The organism is Sphaerisporangium melleum (genome assembly GCF_014646695.1).
Classification (GTDB): domain Bacteria; phylum Actinomycetota; class Actinomycetes; order Streptosporangiales; family Streptosporangiaceae; genus Sphaerisporangium; species Sphaerisporangium melleum.
This window is the reverse complement of record NZ_BMNT01000019.1, coordinates 30,772-51,163: the sequence shown is the minus strand read 5'-3', so window position 1 is coordinate 51,163 and position 20,392 is coordinate 30,772. Positions and strand designations below refer to the sequence as shown.

Annotated in this window: 15 protein-coding genes; 9 read left to right on the top strand and 6 right to left on the bottom strand. The window is 72.2% G+C overall.

The window, feature by feature from the left end:
• Window positions 1-361 precede the first annotated feature (361 nt).
• Complete coding sequence (locus IEY93_RS17910) at window positions 362-553, top strand: DUF2795 domain-containing protein (RefSeq protein ID WP_189164227.1); 192 nt, start codon at window positions 362-364, stop codon at window positions 551-553.
• Window positions 554-735: 182 nt separating this feature from the next.
• Here IEY93_RS17910 and IEY93_RS17905 read toward each other — a convergent pair whose 3' ends face one another.
• Both IEY93_RS17905 and IEY93_RS17900 read right to left on the bottom strand, forming a co-directional pair.
• A complete protein-coding gene (locus tag IEY93_RS17905) occupies window positions 736-1,407 on the bottom strand; it encodes a response regulator (protein ID WP_189164226.1) in 672 nt (223 codons plus the stop codon).
• Entirely contained in the window at window positions 1,404-2,894 is a 1,491-nt protein-coding gene (locus IEY93_RS17900) for a sensor histidine kinase (RefSeq protein WP_268241563.1), read from the bottom strand. Before IEY93_RS17900 ends, IEY93_RS17905 begins: the two co-directional genes overlap by 4 nt.
• A 22-nt stretch (window positions 2,895-2,916) precedes the next feature.
• Here IEY93_RS17900 and IEY93_RS17895 point away from each other — a divergent pair, with 22 nt between their 5' ends.
• The 3 genes from IEY93_RS17895 (at window position 2,917) to IEY93_RS17885 (ending at window position 7,282) form a co-directional block, all read left to right on the top strand.
• Window positions 2,917-4,113, top strand: a complete 1,197-nt coding sequence (locus IEY93_RS17895) for an RNA-guided endonuclease InsQ/TnpB family protein (protein WP_189164224.1) — start codon at window positions 2,917-2,919, stop codon at window positions 4,111-4,113.
• Window positions 4,110-4,796 carry a cation:dicarboxylate symporter family transporter gene (locus IEY93_RS17890; protein ID WP_275412018.1) on the top strand — a complete coding sequence of 229 codons (687 nt, stop codon included), beginning with the start codon at window positions 4,110-4,112 and terminating at the stop codon, window positions 4,794-4,796. The genes IEY93_RS17895 and IEY93_RS17890 overlap by 4 nt, the downstream gene beginning before the upstream one ends.
• A 419-nt stretch (window positions 4,797-5,215) precedes the next feature.
• Entirely contained in the window at window positions 5,216-7,282 is a 2,067-nt protein-coding gene (locus IEY93_RS17885) for an aminotransferase class I/II-fold pyridoxal phosphate-dependent enzyme (RefSeq protein ID WP_189164223.1), read from the top strand.
• 107 nt (window positions 7,283-7,389) lie between these two features.
• On the opposite strand, the gene IEY93_RS17880 is transcribed toward IEY93_RS17885, so the two are convergent.
• Entirely contained in the window at window positions 7,390-8,451 is a 1,062-nt protein-coding gene (locus IEY93_RS17880) for a serine hydrolase (protein WP_189164222.1), read from the bottom strand.
• 52 nt (window positions 8,452-8,503) lie between these two features.
• On the opposite strand from IEY93_RS17880, the gene ppgK reads away from it, so the two are divergent.
• From ppgK to IEY93_RS17855, 5 genes are all read left to right on the top strand, one after another.
• Window positions 8,504-9,274, top strand: coding sequence for a polyphosphate--glucose phosphotransferase (ppgK, locus tag IEY93_RS17875; RefSeq protein WP_189164221.1), 771 nt, complete (start codon window positions 8,504-8,506; stop codon window positions 9,272-9,274).
• A 120-nt stretch (window positions 9,275-9,394) separates the two neighbouring features.
• Window positions 9,395-9,826, top strand: coding sequence for an ATP-binding protein (locus IEY93_RS17870; RefSeq protein ID WP_189164220.1), 432 nt, complete (start codon window positions 9,395-9,397; stop codon window positions 9,824-9,826).
• Between the two features lie 248 nt (window positions 9,827-10,074).
• On the top strand, window positions 10,075-13,977 hold the full coding sequence (gene hrpA, locus IEY93_RS17865; RefSeq protein WP_189164219.1) for an ATP-dependent RNA helicase HrpA: 3,903 nt from the start codon (window positions 10,075-10,077) through the stop codon (window positions 13,975-13,977).
• A gap of 278 nt (window positions 13,978-14,255) precedes the next feature.
• A complete protein-coding gene (locus IEY93_RS17860; RefSeq protein WP_229691235.1) occupies window positions 14,256-15,299 on the top strand; it encodes a polysaccharide deacetylase family protein in 1,044 nt (347 codons plus the stop codon).
• Window positions 15,300-15,487: 188 nt separating this feature from the next.
• Entirely contained in the window at window positions 15,488-16,165 is a 678-nt protein-coding gene (locus tag IEY93_RS17855) for an HAD family hydrolase (RefSeq protein WP_189164217.1), read from the top strand.
• 51 nt (window positions 16,166-16,216) lie between these two features.
• On the opposite strand, the gene IEY93_RS17850 is transcribed toward IEY93_RS17855, so the two are convergent.
• The 3 genes from IEY93_RS17850 to IEY93_RS17840 all read right to left on the bottom strand — a co-directional run bounded on the left by IEY93_RS17850 (window position 16,217) and on the right by IEY93_RS17840 (window position 20,389).
• Window positions 16,217-18,184 (bottom strand): sensor histidine kinase, encoded by a 1,968-nt coding sequence (locus IEY93_RS17850; protein WP_189164216.1) that lies wholly within the window; start codon window positions 18,182-18,184, stop codon window positions 16,217-16,219.
• Window positions 18,185-18,263: 79 nt separating this feature from the next.
• Window positions 18,264-19,568, bottom strand: a complete 1,305-nt coding sequence (locus tag IEY93_RS17845; protein WP_189164215.1) for an amidohydrolase family protein — start codon at window positions 19,566-19,568, stop codon at window positions 18,264-18,266.
• Window positions 19,565-20,389 (bottom strand): energy-coupling factor transporter transmembrane component T family protein, encoded by an 825-nt coding sequence (locus IEY93_RS17840; RefSeq protein ID WP_189164214.1) that lies wholly within the window; start codon window positions 20,387-20,389, stop codon window positions 19,565-19,567. The genes IEY93_RS17845 and IEY93_RS17840 overlap by 4 nt, the downstream gene beginning before the upstream one ends.
• Window positions 20,390-20,392 lie beyond the last annotated feature (3 nt).

Sequence of the window (20,392 nt, the reverse complement as noted above, 5' to 3'; positions counted from 1 at the left end):
CGACAATGCAGTTGACAGTGCGAAAAATCTGACCTTGACAGGAGATGGTGCGCCGGGCGGGGAATCCCGAGCGGCTCCGCCGGCCTCTCCGGGGAGGCGGGGCCGGCGCGGAGCTCGGGTGATCCGTGGATGTGACCTGGCGCTCTGCCTGGGGTTTGTCCGGTTTGATGCTCATTAGGATGTGCTATATCCACCTATTTAGGCATGTCGTGTTCCGTGACGCCTGAGGCGACCGACTAGAACGGAATCCCGTTCGGATGGATCAGGCAAAGAGTCCGTCGCGACCGACCGGCTAGGTGGAATGCGTAGTTTCTTGACATCTGTGAAGGGACACGAAGTACATCGCGACAAAGGAGGACGCATGACGCAGGTGGACTTCATCCACGTTCAGAAATTCCTGTCCGGGGTCGACTACCCCGCGACCAAGGAACAGCTCGTCGAGCACGCCGGGAAGAAGGGCGCGGACGAACAGGCCATGCAGGCGCTGCGCCGACTCCCGGAGAAGGAGTACGACGGACCCAACGGAATCAGCAAGGAACTGGCCAAGTCCTGACATAGCCAGTAAAGCACCAAAAGTCGGAATTCTGCCGACGGTCGGACGTCGTCGGTGCCTGCGGGCGTTGGGCCCCGCACGGCCCGGCGCGCGTCCGCGAGGGCTCTGCCCGTCTCCGGCGCGCTTACACCTCCCGCGCCGGACGAATTCTCACATCGTGCCAAAGCCCCAGGTGAGAACGCTCAGATGAGCTGGTACAGCAGCTCGGGCCGCCCCAGGCCCCCGTACTGCGGCACCCGCCGGGCGAACCCCGCACCGGCGAGGTGCTCCAGGTAGCGGCGGGCCGTCACCCGCGAGACCCCGATCGCCGCCGCCACCGCCTGCGCCGACATTCCGCCGGGCGCCCGGCGCAGCTCACCCGCCACCGCCTCCAGCGTCTGCTCCGCCATGCCCTTGGGAAGCGAGATGCCGGCGGTGTCGCGCAGGGCCGAGAGCGCGCGGTCCACATCGCCCTGCCCGCAGACCTCTCCGGCCCCCGATACGGAGGAGTGGAAGTCGGCGTACCGCCCGAGCTTCTCGCTCAGCGCGGCGAAGGTGAACGGCTTGAGCAGGTACTGCACCACCCCGACCGACACCGCCGAGCGGATGACGGACAGGTCGCGGGCCGAGGTGACCGCGATGACGTCGCAGAACACGCCCGCGGCGCGCAGCGCCCGGCACACCTCCAGCCCGTGCATGTCCGGCAGGTACAGATCGAGCAGCACCAGGTCGGCCGGGTGGCTCCGCAGGAAGCCCAGCGCCTCGCCGCCCGAGTGGACCACCCCGGCGACCCGGAACCCCGGCACCCGCTCGACGTAGAGCCGGTTGGCCTCGGCGGCGAGCTTCTCGTCCTCCACGATCAGCACCGAGATCACGACGCTCCCTCCGCGTCCCCGGCCGTCCGGCCGCCGGTCTCCCGCCCGGCCGGGCCGTCCCCGGGGAGTGCCAGGCCCGCCGCGCCTCCCGGGGTGTGCGGCTCCGCCGGGGACGCCGCCTCGGGGAGGGGCAGGCGTACGGTGAACACCGCGCCCCCGCCTTCCGCGCCGTCATCGTCCCGCCCGGCCTCGATCGTGCCGTGCAGGCGGCGCACCGCCTGCCCCACCATCGCCAGGCCGAGGCCGCGGCCGTCGCCCTTGGTGGTCCAGCCGCGCCGGAAGGCCTCCGTGGCCGCCGCCGCGTCCAGCCCGGGGCCGCTGTCGCTCACCCGCACCAGGAAGCGGCCGTCCCCGGCGCGCAGGTGGACGCGCACCCGTGCCGGGGCCGCCCCGCCCATGGCGGCCTCGACGGCGTTGTCGACCAGGTTGCCGAGGATGGTCACCAGGTCGCGGCCGTCCAGCGCGACGTCGTCCAGCTCGCTGTCCGGGCTGATCGACAGCTCCACGCCCCGCTCGGCGGCCTCGGCGGTCTTGCCCAGGAGCAGCGCGGCGACCACCGGCTCGCGTACGGCGCCGACGACGCGGTCGGTGAGCTGCTGGGCGGTCTTCAGCTCGGCGGTGGCGAACGCGACGGCCTGCTCGGCGCGGCCCAGCTCGACCAGCGTCACCACCGTGTGCAGCCGGTTGGCCGCCTCGTGCGCGGCCGAGCGCAGCGACTCGGCGAAGCCGCGTTCGGCGTCGAGCCGCCCGATGAGCGCCTGCAACTCGGTGTGGTCCCGCAACGTCACCACCCTGCCCAGTGACCGGCTGCCCGAGCGCACCTCGGCCGCGCTGACCACCAGCACCCGGTCACCGGTCAGGTGGATCTCGTCGGCGCGGTCCTCGCCCGAGGCCAGCGAGGCGGCCAGCGCGGGCGGCAGCCCGAGCTCGCCGACCGGCCGGCCCTCGGCGTCGGCGGGCAGATCGAGCAACTCGCGCGCGCCGTCGTTGGCCAGCGTCAACCGGCCCGCGCCGTCGATGAGCAGCAGCCCTTCGCGTACCGCGTGCAAGATCGCGTTGTGGTACTCGTACATGCGGTTCAGCTCCGAGGAGCGCAGGCCGTGGGTGTGGCGGCGCAGCCGCACGCCGACCAGGTAGGTGCCCCCGGTGCCCGCCGACAGGCCGACCAGCCCGGTCAGCAGCGCCCCGGCGAGTTGTTCGCGGAACTGCGCGCTGATCTTGCCGATGATGATGCCGGCGCTCACCAGCGCGCGCACCCGGCCGGCGGCGTCGCGTACCGGCGTGACGGCCCGCATGGAGGGGCCCAGCGTTCCGGTGTAGGTCTCGGTGAACGTGGCCCCGGCCAGGGCGGGCGCGGTGGTGCCGAGGAACCGCCCGCCGATGCGCCGCGGGTCCGGATGGGTGTAACGCATGCCGAGGTGCTGGGCGGCGCCGGCGCGGTCGCCGTTGTGTTCACGGATCGCTCGGATTCCCCTACGTTGAGTCACGGGTTGGGTGACAATGATTGCCGTGCGGCTTCGTTACCGGTACCGGCTCTACCCGGACGCCACCCAGCGTGCGGCGCTGGCGCGGGCGTTCGGGTGTGCGCGGGTGGTGTTCAACGACGGGCTGCGCGTACGGATCGAAGCTCGCGCTCAAGGACTGCCGTACGTCTGTGATGGGGAGTTGTCCAAGCGGGTCATCACCGAGGCGAAGAAGACGCCCGAGCGCTGCTGGCTGGGCGAGGTCTCCAGCGTGGTGTTGCAGCAGGCCCTAGCGGACCTCAACACGGCGTACCGCAACTTCTTCGCCTCGATCTCGGGCAGGCGCAAGGGCCGCAAGATCGCCCCGCCCCGGTTCCGGTCCCGTAAGGACAACCGGCAGGCCATCCGGTTCACCAAGAACGCCCGATTCTCTGTGACAGCGGGCGGGAGGCTGCGCTTGCCGAAGATCGGGGACGTGGCCGTGCGCTGGTCCCGTGATCTGCCCTGTGAACCGTCTTCCGTGGTGGTCATCAAGGACGCGGCCGGGCGGTACTTCGCATCGTTCGTGGTCGACGCCGGCGACGAGCCGCTGGCCGAATCGGTGTCCGAGGTCGGGATCGACCTGGGTCTTGCGCACTTCGCGGTGCTGTCGGACGGCCGGAAGATCGGCAATCCCCGATTTCTGCGCCGGGCTGCCAAGAAGCTTGGCAAAGCCCAGCAGGCCCTGTCCCGTAAGGCGAGGGGGTCGGCGAACCGGAAGAAGGCCGTTGTGAGGGTCGCGCGGGCGCATGCCCGGGTGGCCGACGCGCGCCGCGACTTCGCCCACAAGCTCTCCACGCGGCTCATCCGCGACAACCAAGCGGTGCACGTGGAGAACCTGTCGGTGAAGGGACTGGCACGCACGAAACTGGCCAAGAGTGTCCACGACGCGGGCTGGTCACAGTTCGTCGCGATGCTGGAGTATAAGGCCGCCCGGCACGGGCGGACGTTCGTCAAGATCGACCGATGGTTCCCATCGTCGAAGCTGTGCTCGGTGTGCGGGGCCGTCGCCGAGTCGATGCCGTTGAACGTCCGGTCGTGGACCTGCCCGTGCGGGGTGGCCCATGACCGGGACGTCAACGCGGCGATCAACATCCTGGCCGCCGGGCGGGCGGACAGGCTAAACGCCTGTGGAGACCAGGTAAGACCACCGCTCGCGGTGGCACAGGTCGGCGAAACAGGAAGCCTCAGAGGTGCCGCATGACGTGGCACGGGCTGAGTCCCCGGCCTTCAGGCCGGGGAGCGCGTCAACTGGGCCGGGAGTTCCTGCTGATCCTGTCCACCTCGTCATCAGAGTCGGCGCTGCCGCGCCTGATCGCCAAGATGGAGCACCTCGGCGTAAGCCGCGCCGTCGTCGGCATCACCGTGCCGACCGGGTACTCCTTCAACCTCGACGGCACCGCCATCTACCTGACGATGGCGACGCTGTTCGTGGCCTCGGCCACCGGCGCCCCGCTGTCGATCGGCGAGCAGGTCGCCCTGCTCGTCTTCATGATCATCGCGTCGAAGGGCGCCGCGGGCGTGACCGGCGCGGGCCTGGCCACCCTGGCCGGGGGCCTGCAGTCGCACCGGCCGGGCCTGGTGGACGGCGTCGGCCTGATCGTGGGCATCGACCGCTTCATGTCCGAGGCCCGCGCGCTGACCAACTTCGCCGGCAACGCCGTGGCCACCGTGCTGATCGGCACCTGGGTGCGCGACTTCGACCGGGAGCGGGCCGTCGAGGTGCTCTCCGGACGCGCCCCCTTCGACGAGGCCACCTTCGTCGACGACCACACCCCCGGCCCTTCGGCGCCGGACGGCGCGGATGGTGCCCCGGGTCGGGGGCCCGCGGACGGGCCGGTCGCGGGGCCGGTCGGACGCGCCTCCGGCGAGACCGCCGGCCGCTGAACCGGACCGGACGGACTTCCAGGCCGGCCTCGGCATCCGCCGGGCGTAGTGCCGTGGTGATCGCCATGGGCCGCGGGGACGCCTGCCCCGTCTTCCCCGGCGAACGGGACGAAGACCGGCCGCTCGACGACCCCGCCGGCCGGGGAATCGAAGCCGTCCGGCCGATTCCGCCGGCCGGGATGAGATCCGGGCGCCTGCCGGGAGACTCGGGCGTCCAGTGAAAGGTGCCTGGTGGACGGCCGGGCGTCGCCGGGACGGCCTCGAGCCGGCTCCGGATCGGTCAAGATCGGTGAAACCGGATGGTGTCCGGCGCCGTCGAACGGGATGAACCCGCGACGACCGGGACGCGTACCTCCTGGTGTCGCGCCCCGGGGACGCCCGAGCGCGCGGCGCGATCACCACAGTCATGAGGAGACCCCTTGGCCGGTTCCACCGATCTCAGCCCGCTGCGCGGCGAGGCGAACGGCCTGCCTTCCCTCGCCCACCAGCGGGGAGCCGGGGGGCACCACGGCGCCCCGGTCGACTTCCGTTTCCCCGGCAACCCGTACTTCCCCACCGCCGAGCTGTCGGAACTGCTCGCCCGGGACGCCGTCGCCGTCCTGCGCCGCCCGCCGGGCGACCCCGCCGCCGTCACGGCAGAGCTGTGCGCGGCGCTCGGGCACAAGCCGCAGACGGTCGTCCCCGGCAACGGGGTCGACGAGCTGGTCACCTGGATCGACCATCTGCTCGTCCAGGAGAGCCTCGCCGTCCCCATCCCCGGCCCCGGCCGATGGACCCGCGAGCCGATGGGGACCGGCAGGCGCCTGGACATGTTCCCGCTGCAGGAGGACCGCGGCTTCGCGCTGGACGTGGAGGCCTATGTCCGCTTCATCCGCCGGCGCGGCTCCCGGGTGGCCGTGCTGTGCAACCCGGGCGACCCCGACGGCGGTTACCTCCCCCGGGCCCGCGTTCTGGAGTTCCTCGACGCCCTGGGCGACCTGGACCTGGTGGTCGTGGACGAGTCCTGCGGCGACCACGTGGACGCCGAGGCCGCGCCGAGCGTCGCCGACGAGGCCGCGATCAGGCCGAACGTCATCGTGCTGCGCAGCCTGGACCGGCCCTTCGGCCTCCCCGGGGCCCGGCTCGGCTACCTGGTCGCCGGGCCTGCGCTCGCCGGGAAGGTACGCAGGGCGCTGCCGCCCGGCAACCTCAACTCCTTCGCCGAGTCACTGGTCTTCATGATCAGGGAGCACCTGCGCGACCAGCGGGAGAGCCTGCGCACGCTGGCCGCCGACCGCGAGTCGATGTCCCAGCGCCTGTCGGCGCTGCCGGGGGTCACGGTGTACCCCTCGCAGGCGGACTTCCTGCTGGTACGGCTGCCCGAAGGCAAGGACGGTCGCGCGCTGAGCGAGCACCTGCTGTCGGCGCACGGCATCGCGGTCCGCGACTGCGGCGACGACCTCGGCATCGGTGGCGGTTTCCTGCGCCTCGCCGTCCGGCCTCGCGAGGACGTGCAGCGGCTCATCGACGGCATGCACGGGTTCCTGTTCTCGGTCGGCAACGCCCACCACACGGTCCGCCCCATCGCCCTGTCCTCCACCCCGGACGTCCCGTCCGCCGCCCCGCAGCCCTACCCGGCCCTCACCCGCCAGGACGCCTACCTGACCTCCTCGTCCAGGCCGGAGACCTACGCGACGCCGTCCCCCCGGTCCGACGCCTACCCTGCGCCGTCCTCGCGTCCGGACGCCTACGCCGCGTCCTCCTCGCGCCCGGACACCTATGCCGCGTCCTCCTCGCGGCCCGATACGTACGCCGCCTCCTCGTCGCGGCCGGACGCGTATCCGGCTCCGTCCTCCCGTGCGGAGGCCTACCTGACGCCGTCGTCCCGCTCTGAGGGGTATTCGACGGCTTCCGCGCGGCCGGACACCTACCTGACGTCCTCCTCGGCCCGGCCGGACGCCTACGCGGCCTCTTCCAGCACCGACCCCTACGCGACGCCGTCCTCGCGGCCGGACACCTACACCCCGTCATCTTCCCGGCCGGAGGCGTACCCGGCGCCGTCCTCGCGGTCGGACGGGTACCCGGCTTCCTCACGATCGGACGGGTACCCGGCGTCTTCTTCGCGGCCGGACCCGTACGCCGCGCCGTCTTCCCGGCCGGAGGCCTACCCGGCGTCGTCCACCGGGCCGGAGGCGTACCTGACGCGGTCGTCCCGTTCCGACACGTACGTGACGTCCGCCGCGGCCCGCTTCGACGCCTATCCGGCCTCCTCCGGCGACCGGGCGTACTCCGATCAGGCGCCCGCCAGGCAGCCGATGACCTACCCGACCGACTCCTCCTCGCCGGCCGCGGCCGCCTACCTGGCCGACCCGTTCGTCGTGGGCCGGGACGACCCCCGGCACGGCCGCCTCGACCCGCTGGACACCTCCACCCGCTGGCGCTTCGGCGAGAACACCGCCCCCTTCGACGCCATCTCCCCCACCGACCGCCGGCCGCCACGGACCTGAACCACGATGGCCCGACGCGGGCTCCCCGCGGCGGTATCAGCCGGGCGCGACCGGGAGCCGGCCAGGGACAGGACGTCCGGCGGCCGGGGCGACCGGCGCCGGGGTTCTCAGGAGGAGTGGGTCCGGGCCAGGCCGGCGCGGTAGACCTGCTTGGTGAGGGCGGTGAGACGGGCGGCCGAGGCGGCGTAGGAGGCGCCGGCCGGTTGCAGGGTCAGCACCACGACGATCAGGCGGTCGCCCTTGCCCACCAGGCCGGTGGTGTGCAGCACCGGGCGCGCGAGGTTCACCGGCGGCCGGGTGGAGACCGGCCCGGTGGCCGGCCCGGCGTTCGCCTGACCGGGAGCGGCGGCCTGCGTGGCGGCGGCCTGCGCCGGAGTGGCGCCCTGTACAGGGGCGTGCGCGGGAGCGGTGACCTGCGGGGCGGTGGCGGGCGAAGGAGTGGCGGCCTGCGCGGCGGCGGAACCGGCGGACCGGCCACCGGAGCAGGGCACGGCCGGGACGGTGCCGTACCCGGACCAGCCCTGCTTGACCGCCCACGGCTTCGGCACCGCGCTCGGGATGCCGAAGGACTGGTCGAAGTCGTCGCTCGCGCACCGCGTGGAGCGCCGCAGGTGGCCGAGGATGAGGTCGCGGATCTTGGGATCGGCGCGGTCGAGCAGATAGCGGTAGGTGCGCACCATGTCGGCGGCGCTGAGCGCGGTGTAGCCCCAGAAACCCGGCCGGGACGGGGGCGGCGGGTCGGTGTCGCGCAGGCCGACGCGGCGCACCATGCGGTCGATGATGGCCCGTTGCCCGCCGCGCCGCCAGAAGGCCGACGCGGCGGCGTCGTCACTCGACCGCAGCATGCGCTTGAGCGACTCGCCGTCGGCGGCGGGGACGGCCTTGCCCGGCGTGCGCGACTCCAGGTAGTCCAGCGCGATGAGGATCTTCACCAGGGAGGCCGAACGGAAGCGGCCGCGTGCGTTGTGCGCGAGTGCCGTGCGGCCCGTCACCCGGTCGACCACCATGTACCCCGCGGTCGTGCCGGCCGGCACGCGTGGCGGCGCGGCGGCCCGGACGGTGCCCGCTCCCGCGGTGCCGGCCGCCGCGGCGGTTCCGGCGGGGAGCGCGGTCACGGCGAGCGTGGCGGACAGCAGCAAGGTCAGCGGTGATCTCAGCGAGTACGGCATCATGCCGACGATAGCGGTAATCAATGCGGGACGGGCTCGACGAGGAGTGGAAATGAACGTTCTGGGAATCGACATCGGCGGATCGGGCATCAAGGGCGCTCCGGTCGACACGGTGGCCGGGGCTCTGACGCAGGAGCGCCTGCGCATCCCGACACCGGTCCCGTCCGCCCCGGATGCCGTCGCTGAGGTGGTACGGCAGATCGCCGAGCACTTCGCCTGGACCGGTCCGGTCGGGGTGACCTTCCCCGGCGTGGTGGTGGAGGGACAGACCCGCACCGCCGCCAACGTGGACCGCGGGTGGATCGGCCTGGACGCGCGGGGGCTGTTCTCCCGGGCCACCGGGCTGCCGGTCGCCGTGCTGAACGACGCCGACGCGGCGGGCGTCGCCGAGGCCAGGTTCGGCGCCGGCCTCGGACGCCGGGGCCTGGTGCTCGTGCTCACCTTCGGCACCGGCATCGGCAGCGCGCTCATCATGGACGGCGTGCTGGTGCCCAACACGGAGTTCGGGCACATCGAGATCGACGGGCACGAGGCCGAGCACCGTGCCTCCGACCACGCCCGTGAGAAGCACGACCTCGGCTGGGAGGAGTGGGCGAAGCGCGTGCAGAAGTACCTCGAGCACATGCGGGCGCTGCTGTCGCCGTCACTGATCGTCATCGGCGGCGGGGTGAGTAAGAAGGCCGACAAGTTCCTGCACCACATCGATCTGCCCGGCACGCCGGTCGTGCCGGCGCGGCTGCTCAACGAGGCCGGCATCATCGGCGCCGCGCTCGCCGCGGAGACCGCGGGGGCCGCGGTCGGCACCGCCTCCGCCCGGGCCTGACGTGCCGCACGCCGGTGCCGTCCGCATCCGGACGTCAGGGAGATCGCATGGCCTCGGTCACTTTCGTGTTTGCCCCGGTCCAGGGGGGCACTTTACGGAAGTGGGCCGGAAGGAGGAAGTGTGGAGGTGACCATTGCATTGCGTTTGCCACGCGATGCGGCGAGCGTGTCCGTCACCCGGCAGATCCTTGGGGCGGAGCTTTCGATCCTGGGTGTCGAGCAGCAGATCAAGGAGGACATCCTGCTGATGCTGACCGAGGCGTGCTCCAATGTCATCAAGCACGCCACGGAGGGTGACGACTACACGGTGAGCGCCCAGCTCGTCGCCGAGAAATTCGTGATAACCGTGATGGACGCCGGGCAGGGGTTCGACCCGGACGAGGTCGGCACGCGCGGCCCGATGGCCGAGCACGGGCGCGGGCTGCAGATCATGCGCGCGCTCGCCGACGACGTGCGCTTCATCTCCAGGCCCCGGCAGGGGGCGATCGTGTGCCTGGAGAAGTCGCTCAAGTACACCCACGACTCGCCGGGCGAGCTGTTGCGCGCGCACTGAGCGCCGGCCGGCCCCTGCCGGCCGGCGCCCGTCCGCCGCCGGGCCCGCGAGCGCCGGCCGTGCCCCCCGGCCGGCCCCGGTGGGGGAGTCCCGGGAGCGCGGCGCGCCGCCCGGGGGCATCGCCGCAGGCCAGGCCGGGTGCCGCGCCTTCGGCGGCCGGGAGGCGGTAAACCATTGGCGGAGAGCCCCGGAAGGTTGCTTATCCTTGCCGGTGGCGGTCGTTCGACGAGACGGCCGAGAAAGCGACCATGGGAACGTCTTCGTTGAAATCGCCCCTGACCGATCTGCGGGACCGCCTGCCCGCGCTCATGCTGCGTGACGAGCTGCGGTTGCGCCGCCGCATCGACGGCGCGCGACGCGTGCGCGACGGCAAGGCCCTGCGGTCGATCGCCGACCAGGTGGCCACCGAGATCGACGCCGCCGAGGCGCGGGTCGCCGCCCGGCGGGCGCTGATGCCCGAGATCACCTATCCGGAGAACCTGCCGGTCAGCGCGCGCAGGGACGACATCCTCGCCGCGCTGCGCGACCACCAGGTGGTCATCGTGGCGGGCGAGACGGGCTCCGGCAAGACCACCCAGATCCCCAAGATCTGCCTGGAGCTCGGCCGGGGCGTCAAGGGGCAGATCGGGCATACCCAGCCGCGCCGCATCGCCGCCCGCACGGTCGCCGAGCGCATCGCCGAAGAGCTGTCGGTCCCGATGGGCGGCGCCGTCGGCTACAAGGTGCGCTTCACCGACCACTCCGGCGACGACACCCTCGTCAAGCTGATGACCGACGGCATCCTGCTCGCCGAGATGCAGCGCGACCGGCTGCTGTCGCGGTACGACACCCTGATCATCGACGAGGCGCACGAGCGCAGCCTCAACATCGACTTCATCCTCGGCTACCTCAAGCAGCTCCTGCCCAAGCGGCCCGACCTCAAGGTGATCATCACCTCGGCGACCATCGACCCTGAGCGGTTCTCCCGCCACTTCGGGGACGCGCCGATCGTCGAGGTGTCCGGCCGCACCTACCCGGTGGAGGTGCGCTACCGCCCGATCCAGGACGAGCAGGAGGACCAGGCGCAGGCGATCGTCGACGCGGTGGACGAGCTGTGCCAGGAGGGGCCGGGGGACATCCTGGTGTTCCTCAGCGGCGAGCGCGAGATCAGGGACACCGCCGAGGCGCTCAAGGGCCGGCCGGAGGAGGTGCTCCCGCTTTACGCGCGGTTGTCGGCCGGCGAGCAGCACCGGGTGTTCCAGCAGCATCGGGGGCGCCGCATCGTCCTTGCCACCAACGTCGCCGAGACCTCGCTGACCGTTCCCGGCATCAAGTACGTCGTGGACCCCGGCTTCGCCCGCATCTCTCGCTACAGCCATCGGCTGAAGGTCCAGCGCCTGCCGATCGAGCCGATCTCCCAGGCGTCGGCCAACCAGCGCAAGGGCCGCTGCGGCCGCACCTCCGACGGCGTGTGCATCCGGCTGTACTCCGAGGAGGACTTTCTCGGCCGGCCCGAGTTCACCGACCCCGAGATCCTGCGTACCAACCTCGCCTCGGTCATCCTGCAGATGACCACGCTGGGTCTCGGCGACATCTCGGCGTTCCCGTTCGTCGAGCCGCCGGACCAGCGGCAGGTCAAGGACGGCGTGAACCTGCTGCAGGAGCTCGGCGCGTTCGACGAGCAGCGCAAGCTCACGCCGATCGGTTCCAAGCTCGCCCAGCTCCCGATCGACCCCCGGCTCGCCCGCATGGTGCTCGCCGCCGACGGCAACGGCTGCGCCACCGAGGTCATGGTGATCGCGGCCGCGATGTCCATCCAGGACCCGCGCGAGCGCCCCGCCGACAAGCAGGCGCAGGCCGACCAGAAGCACGCGCGGTTCGCCGACAAGGAGTCGGACTTCCTGAGCTACCTCAACCTCTGGGACCACCTGCGCGAGCAGCAGCGTGAGCTGTCCTCCGGCCAGTTCCGCCGCATGTGCAAGGCCGACTTCCTCAACTACCTGCGGGTACGCGAGTGGCAGGACATCTTCAGCCAGCTCAGGCAGGTCGCCAGAGGGCTCGGGATCACCCTGGACGAGGACCGCGCCGACCGGGCCGACCCTTACCTCGTCCACGTCTCGTTGCTGGCCGGCATGCTGTCCCACATCGGCGTGCTGGACGTCGTGGAGAAGTCCGACCGGGGCGACGCCGCCCCGCGCCGCCGCCCGGCCCGCGAGTACATCGGCGCGCGGGGCGCCCGGTTCGCCATCTTCCCGGGGTCGGCGCTGGCCCGGAAGAACCCCCGATGGGTGATGGCCGGCGAGCTGGTGGAGACCTCCCGGCTGTGGGCGCGGGTGGTCGCCAAGATCGAGCCCGAGTGGATCGAGCCGCTGGCCCGGCACCTGGTCAAGCGCACCTACAGCGAGCCGCACTGGGAGAAGAACCAGGCCGCGGTCATGGCCTACGAGAAGGTCACCCTGTACGGGGTGCCGGTCGTGGTGGACCGCAAGGTGAACTACGCCAGGGTGGACCCCGAGCTGTCGCGGGAGCTGTTCATCCGGCACGCCCTGGTGGAGGGCGACTGGGAGTCCCATCACCGCTTCCTGCAGGACAACCGCCGGCTGCTGTCGGAGGTCGAGGAGCTGGAGAACCGCGCCCGCCGCCGCGACATCATGGTGGACGACGAGACGCTGTTCGACTTCTACGACAAGCGGGTGCCCGAGTCGGTGGTGTCGGGCGCCCACTTCGACAGCTGGTGGAAGCGCAAGCGGCAGGACGAGCCGCAGCTGCTCACGTTCTCCGCCGACATGCTGATCAACCAGAACGCCGACGCCGCCGACCTGCAGCAGGCCTACCCCGACGTCTGGCGGCAGGACGGCCGGCGGATGCGGCTGAGCTACCAGTTCGAGCCGGGCGCGGACGCCGACGGCGTGACCGTGCACATCCCGTTGCAGGTGCTCAACCAGGTCGAGGACGACGGGTTCGACTGGCAGATCCCGGGCCTGCGCGAGGAGCTCGTCACCGAGCTGATCCGCTCGCTGCCCAAGGTGGTGCGCCGCAACTTCGTCCCGGCCCCGAACTACGCCAAGGCCGTGCTCGAACGGGTGACGCCCGGCAGCGAGCCGCTGGTGGAGGCCGTGGCCCGCGAGCTGTTCGCGCTCACCGGCGTGCGGGTGCCGGCCGAGGCGTTCGATCCGCAGCGGCTGCCCGACCATCTGCGCGTCACCTACCGCGTCGTGGACGAGCGCAAGCGCGCGGTGGCCGAGGACAAGGACCTCGACGCGCTCAAGCGCCGGCTCGCGCCGCGGCTGCGCGAGACGCTGTCGCGGGCCGGGGAGAGCATCGAACGCACCGGCCTGCGCGCGTGGACGTTCGGCGAGCTGCCCAAGGTGTTCGAGCACGGCCGGGTCAAGGGGTATCCGGCGCTGGTCGACCAGGGGAGCAGCGTCGCCATCCGCGTCTTCGAGACCGAGGCCGAGCAGCGCGCGTCGATGTGGGCGGGCATGCGGCGGCTGGTGCTGCTGAACGTCAACTCCCCGGCCAAGGCCATCCTGCGCGGGCTGAGCACCCAGCAGAAGCTCGCGCTGAGCCACAGCCCGCACCGCGACGCCGCCGACCTGTTCGAGGACTGCGTGACCTGCGCGGCCGACGCGCTCATCGCCGAGGCGGGCGGCCCGGCGTGGGACGCCGCGGCGTTCACCCGCGTTCACGACCATGTGCGCGCCGAGTTGCACGACACCACGGCGGAGGTCGTGGCCAGGGTCGAGCGCGTCCTGGTGGTCTGGCAGAAGGCCCGCGCCGTGCTCGGCGCGATGAAGGACCCGCAGGACGTCATCGAGGAGATCGACGAGCACCTGTCGTCGCTGGTGTTCCCCGGCTTCGTCACGGCCACCGGTCTCCGGCGGCTGCCCGACCTGCAGCGTTATCTGCGCGCGGTGGAGCGGCGGCTGGAGAAGCTTCCCGACGACCCCTACCGCGACCGCGAGCTGATGCTGAAACTCGACGAGGTGCGCGTGGCGTACGAGGACGCCGTGGACGGGCTGCCCCCGGCGCGGCGGTCCGAGCAGGCGGTCATCGACATCCGCTGGATGCTGGAGGAACTGCGGGTGAGCTACTTCGCCCAGACCCTCGGCACGCCGTACCCCGTCTCCGACAAGCGCGTCAGGAAGGCCCTGGAGCGGCTCACCGCCTGACCTCCGGCGGGTCCGTTTCTGGCGCGGGCGGCCACCCGGGCGGCCGGCGGCGCATCTCTGGAGGCGTACCCACCGCCGCGCTACCGACCGCATCCTGGCAGGGACTCGAAAGTTTCATCGGCATCCGACCTGCTCACTCGTGGATTAACCGGTTCATTGAGCTGAAACGTTTCTGCATGGCATTGACATATTTCAGGGCAGTTCCCAGAATTGCGCGCAGGCCGGCCGCCCGCACCATCCCCACCCGCGACGATCAGCGTTCCACTGGAGGAACAGACGTGGTCGACAGCGCCGTCCCGGACACCGGGACCCGCAGACGCCTCTCCGGCGTCCGCAAAGCACTCGTCGCCGGCATCGTCGGCATTCTCGGAGCCGGGCTGGCCGTGAACCTGCCCACCTCGGCAAGCGCAGCGGACTGCAGCGCCGGCTACGTCGGGCTGACCTACGACGACGGGCCCAACCCGAGCAACACCAACAACCTGCTGAACGCCCTGAAGTCCAACGGCCTGCGGGCGACGTTCTTCAACATCGGGCAGAACGCGCAGAACAATCAGGCGCTGGTGCGGGCTCAGCGGGACGCCGGCATGTGGATCGGCAACCACAGCTACACCCACCCCCACCTGACCCAGATGAGCAGCTCGCAGATGCAGTCGGAGCTGCAGCGCACCCAGCAGGCCATCCAGCAGGCCACCGGGACCGCGCCGCGGCTGTTCCGCCCGCCCTATGGGGAGACCAACGGCACACTGAGGTCGGTCGAGCAGCAGCTCGGCCTCACCGAGATCATCTGGGACGTGGACTCCCAGGACTGGAACGGCGCCAGCACCTCGGCGATCGTGCAGGCCGCGGGCCGGCTGCAGAACGGCCAGGTCATCTTGATGCACGACCAGTACGCCACCACGGTCCAGGCGATCCCGCAGATCGCCGCCAACCTGCGCAGCCGCAACCTGTGCGCCGGAATGATCTCGCCCTCCACCGGCCGCGCCGTCGCGCCCGACGGCGGAGGCACCCCGTCCGACCCGCCCAGCAGCCCGCCGCCCAGTAGTCCGCCGCCCGGCGGCTCCTGCACCGCCACCCTTTCGGCCGGACAGCAGTGGGGCGACCGCTACAACCTCAACGTGTCGGTGTCCGGTTCGAGCAACTGGACGGTCACGATGAACGTGCCGTCACCGGCGAGGATCATCAACACCTGGAACATCAGCGCCAGTTATCCCAGTTCCCAGCAACTGGTCGCCCGGCCGAACGGCAGCGGCAACAACTGGGGCGTGACGATCCAGCACAACGGCAACTGGACCTGGCCGAGCGTCTCCTGCCAGTCCGGATGAGCCCGGCGTCGCCGGCTTGAGGGCGCCGGCGGCGGCCGGTGTGCGGCGTGGCGATCTCCTCGGGGCGCCACGCCGCACCCATGTCCACTTCTTCTGGTACGACCCGCCGGCCCGCGGGCGCGTTCCCCGGCGGACCGCCCGCCTCATGGGGAAAGTAGGGTCGGGTCGTGGCGTACGGGAGGAGTGTCGTGGTTCGCAGCGTGGTGTTCGATGTCGGGGAGACGCTGATCGACGAGACCCGCATCTGGTCGAGGTGGGCCGACCGGCTCGGGATCTCGCGGTTCACCATGCTCGGGGTGCTCGGCGGGATGGCCGCCCTCGACCGGTCCTTCCCCGAGGCGTTCCAGATCGTCCGTCCCGGACTCGACCCCGACGCCGAGATCGAGGCCTGGCGACGGGAGGACCCCACCGGCCTGCGGGAGAACTTCGACGCCGACGACCTGTACCCGGACGTGCGGCCCGGCCTCGCGGCGCTCCGCGCGGCGGGCCTGCAGGTGATCATCGCGGGCAACCAGCCGCCCCAGGCGTACGACGCGCTCGTCGCCATGGACCTGCCGGTGGACGCGGTCCACACCTCCGCCGCCTGGGGGGTGAGCAAGCCGCATCCGGACTTCTTCGCCAAGGTCGTCGCGGTGGCCGGTCGCGAGCCCGGCGAGATCCTCTACGTCGGCGACCGGCTGGACAACGACGTGCTCCCGGCCCGCGCGGCCGGTCTGCGCACCGCGCTGCTGCGCCGCGGCCCCTGGGGGCACCTGCACGCCGACCGCCCCGAGGCCGGGGCCGCGGACGCCGTCGTCGACGACCTGCACCAGCTCGCGGCCCTCCTCGCCGAAGACGGCGGGCTCGGCGCCCCGCGCCCGTCCTGAAGACCGCGCCGCTACAGGACGGCCGCGCGACGGGGAGCCTGAAGGACGCGGTCAGACGAGGTTGCCGCCGGGCTCGGGGGCGGTGGCCGGGCGGGGGGTGAACTCGTGGTCGGGGTCGGGCGGCAGGTCGTCGTCCACAGCGGTGATGATCAGCTCGTGCGGGAGCAGCACCACGGCCGTGGTCCCGCCGTACGGCGAGCGGCGCAGCGTGACCCGTATGTTGTGCCGCTCGGCGAGCTGGCTCACCACGAACAGGCCGAGCCGGTCGCTGTCGGCCAGGTCGAACTCCGGCGGGTTGGCCAGCCGCCGGTTGATCTCGGCCCGGTCCGTGTCGCCCATGCCGAGGCCGCGGTCCTCCACCTCGACGGCGAAGCCCCGGCCGACCAGCTCGCCCCGGATGTTCACCCGGGTGCTGGGCGGCGAGAACACCGTCGCGTTCTCGATCAGCTCGGCCAGCATGTGGATGACGTCGGCGACCGCCGTGCCGACCAGCGAGGCGTCCGACATGGGGAGCACGGTCACCCGCGTGTAGTCCTCCACCTCGGCCACCGAGCCGCGCACGACGTCGTGCATCGGCACCGGCTTGCGCCAGGCCCGGCCGGCCGGCGCGCCGGACAGGATGATCAGGCCTTCGGCCTGGCGGCGCATCCGGGTGGTCAGGTGGTCCAGCCGGAACAGGTCGGCCAGGGAGTCGGGCGCGCTGGTCTTGCGCTGCATCGCGTCGAGCTGGGTGAGCTGGCGGTGCAGCAGCGACTGGTTGCGCCGGGCCAGGTTGCGGAAGACCAGGCTGACGCCGTTGCGCAGCTCGGCCTGCCCCACCGCGGCCTCGACGGCGGTGCGGCGTACGGTCGAGAACGCGTGGGCGACGTCCTGCACCTCCATGGTGGTGCCGGTGACCAGGATCGGCGGCGCCTCGCTCTCGACGTCCACCGGCTTGCCGACGCGCAGCTTGGCCACGACCCGGGGCAGCCGCACGTCGGCGAGGTCGATGGCCGCGCTGCGCAGGTCCGCCAGCTCCTGGGCGAGCCCGCGCCCGAACCGGGCCGAGAGCACGACGGCCATCAGGATGGCGACCAGGCCGAGCCCGGCCGAGGCCACGATCTGCGCGATGATGCCCGAGGCGGTGGCGTCGGTGCGGTCGTTGAGCAGCGCGGCGCGGCCGGTGGCGACCTGGTCCAGCCGTGACCCCAGGGTGGCGGCGAGCGGCGGCCAGGCCGCGGCCTGCTCGGGGGCGCGGCCCTGGGCGATCACCTGGTTCTCCATGGTGGTGAGCCGCTTGTAGTCGGCCGAGGCGACCAGATCGTCGTAGGGCCGGCGCAGCTCGGTGTCCAGCGCGTCCGTGCCGCGTGACAGCAGCAGCCGCCGGCCGGACACCATGTCGGCGAACGTGCGCCGTTCCTCGTCGCCCAGCACGCCCTGCAGGATGGCCCCGGACAGCAGGGCCTCCTCCTGGGACAGCAGTTCGCGGGACCGGACGACGGTCTGCAGGCCGACGGCCTTGCGGTACAACGCCAGGTCGGGCACGGTGACCAGCTGGTCGTACATCTGGTACAGCGTGTCCTGGATCTCGGTGTACCCGCGGATCGCGGCCAGGCGGCTCAGCATGCGGCCGTCGGTCTCCTGGCGCAGCTCGCCCAGCCGATGCAGCTGCCGCTCCAGCTCGGCCACGCTGTGCACGGTCTCCGGTCCGGTCGCCGACTGCGCCTCCAGGGAGGTGGCGCGCTGGTGGAACAGGCTCACGGCCTGGTCGGTCTCCGCCCGCGCGGCCGACAGGCGCCCTCCGTCCGGGCCGGTGCCGCTCAGGTAGACGGCCGTGAGCTGCCGCTCCTGCTGCAGGTGCCCGGCCAGCCCGGCGGCCGGGGTGGCGACCTGGTCGAACAGCGTGACGGCGCGGCGCAGGTCGAAGAAGTCGCCGACGAGGTGCCCGGTCATCGTGATCCAGATGGCGATCAGGGCGACGATCGGCAGGCTGAGCAGCGAGTACAGCTTGAAGCGAATAGTGCGGTTCTGAGAAGCCATGTCTCCGCGCCTTGCGTTGGGCCTGCGTGAGGTCCTTCGGGGGGATGCCGCGCGCACCTTGGTGCGGATCGCGGCGAGGCTAGTGCCCATGGCGCCGCTCCGGTGCCGAGATCGCCAGGTGCACCTGGCCGGCCTGGTCGCCGCCGGTGACGGTCGCGACGCATCCTCCCGGCCCGTCCTCGACCAGCGCCCGGTACGGGTCGCGCTCGCCGGGGTCGAGGGGGAAGACCGCGAAGTCGCAGCGGGCGCCGGGCTCCAGCACGCCGATGCGGCCCGCGCCGTTCGCCATGCCGAGCGCGCGGGCGCCGCCCGTCGTGGCGGCCTCCACCAGCCGCCGCGCCAGGTCCGGGCTCTGGTATCCCTGCCGCCGGGCCAGCCGGTGCAGCGCCCGTACGTCCTCCAGCAGGTCGAGCGAAGGGCTGGAGGCCGGCGAGTCGGTGCCGACGGCGATCGGGTTCCCCTCCCGCAGCAGCGCCGCGATCGGCGGCCCGCCCTGCCCGAGCGTGCGGTTGGAACGCGGGCACAGCGCCACGCTCACCTCGCGCTCGCGCAGCAGGGCGCGGTCGCGGGCGTCGAGGTGGACGCCGTGCGCGATGTGGCAGTCCGGCCCCAGCAGCCCGAGGGAGTCCAGGAAGTGGGCCGGGCCCTGTCCGCTGCCGCCCGCGCGCAGGATCTCGAAGTCGAAGCCGAGCCGCCGGACCATGCGGGCGAGCGGCCCGCTGCCCGACATGGTGTACTCGCGTTCGTGCGCCGACTCCAGCAGGTGGATGTGCCGGCGCAGCCCGAACCTGCGGGCCAGGACGCCGAGGTCGGCCAGCACGCCGGTGTCCAGGGTGTAGGGGGCGTGCGGGGCGATGCCGATGACGCCACCGGGGGCGCCGCTCAGCTCGCGCAGCGTCGAGATGAGGTGGCCGCGGCCGGTCTCGGCCCAGCCGGCGTCGGTGTCGCCGAGCACTTCCAGGTAGGAGACGCCGGTCAGCCCGGCCTGCCGGGCCACCGGCATCGCCTCGATGTCGGTCACCACGTCCGCGACCGCCGTGGTGCCGTGGCGCAGCGCGAGCAGCGCCCCGTCGCGGGCATCAGAGGCCCAGTCGGCGGCCGGGCGGTCGCGGTAGGCCGCGTCGAAGGTGTCCGACCACTCCTCGAACGAGCCGTACCGGCGGGCGCCGACCGCGGCCATGCCGGTGAACTGCAGATGGGTGTGCGCGTTGACCAGGCCGGCCACGATCATGCCCGGCCAGCGCAGCTCCTGCGCGTCCGGATACGCGGTGAGGATCTCCCGCCGGTGCCCGACCGCGACCACCATGCCGTCGGCCACGGCCAGCGCGCCGTCCCGGATCGGCGGGCGGGAGACGGGGAGCAGCAGCGGCGCCGAGTGGATCACGGAACCCATACCTCGCCGGTCAGGCCGAGGATCTTGGCGGTGACCATGACCGCGGCCACGGCCGAGAAGCCCGCGAGGATCAGCAGGTCGGTGCGGTCGAAGGCCAGGTCGCGCATCCAGGTGCGGTGCCGCCCGCCGAAGCCGCGCAGGTCCATGGCGTTCACCGTGTCCTCCGCGTCGATCAGCGCGTTCACCGTCAGCGGGACCACCACCGGCCGCAGCGACAGCAGCCGCCGGACGGGGTTGCGGCTGCGGCTGTGCTCGTAGCCGCGGATGCGCTGGGCGTCCACGGTCTCGCGCAGGCTCGCCGCGGTCGAGGGCAGGAACCGGAAGGTCAGGTCCACCCCGTAGGCCAGCCGCTGGGACAGGCCGAGCCGCGCGAACGCCACGCCGAGGTCGGAGGGCGCGATGTTGAACGCCACCGGGAAGCTGACCAGGGCCAGCGAGACATAGCGCACCAGGACGGTCGCCGCGTACGACAGCGTGGTCCAGGTGACCGGGGAGTGCGTGATCGGGGCGTTGAACAGCACCTGCTCGCCCGGGCCGGCCTGGGCGCTGACGGCGGAGGTGAGGATGCTGTTGGCCAGGACCAGAAGCGTGGTCAGGGTCAGCATGAACGCCCAGTTGGCGCGCACTCCGCGCCACGGGATGCCCGCGGCGCGGTAGTACGCGAGGGCCACCGCGGTGCAGGCGAGCACGACGCGCAGGTCGTCGACGCCCGCCACGGCCACGATGTAGAGCACGGGGACCAGCAGGAGCACGCGGGGGTCGCGGCGGCTCAGGAAGGACCCCGCGCCGAGATAGCGCGGTGTGACGTCCACCCG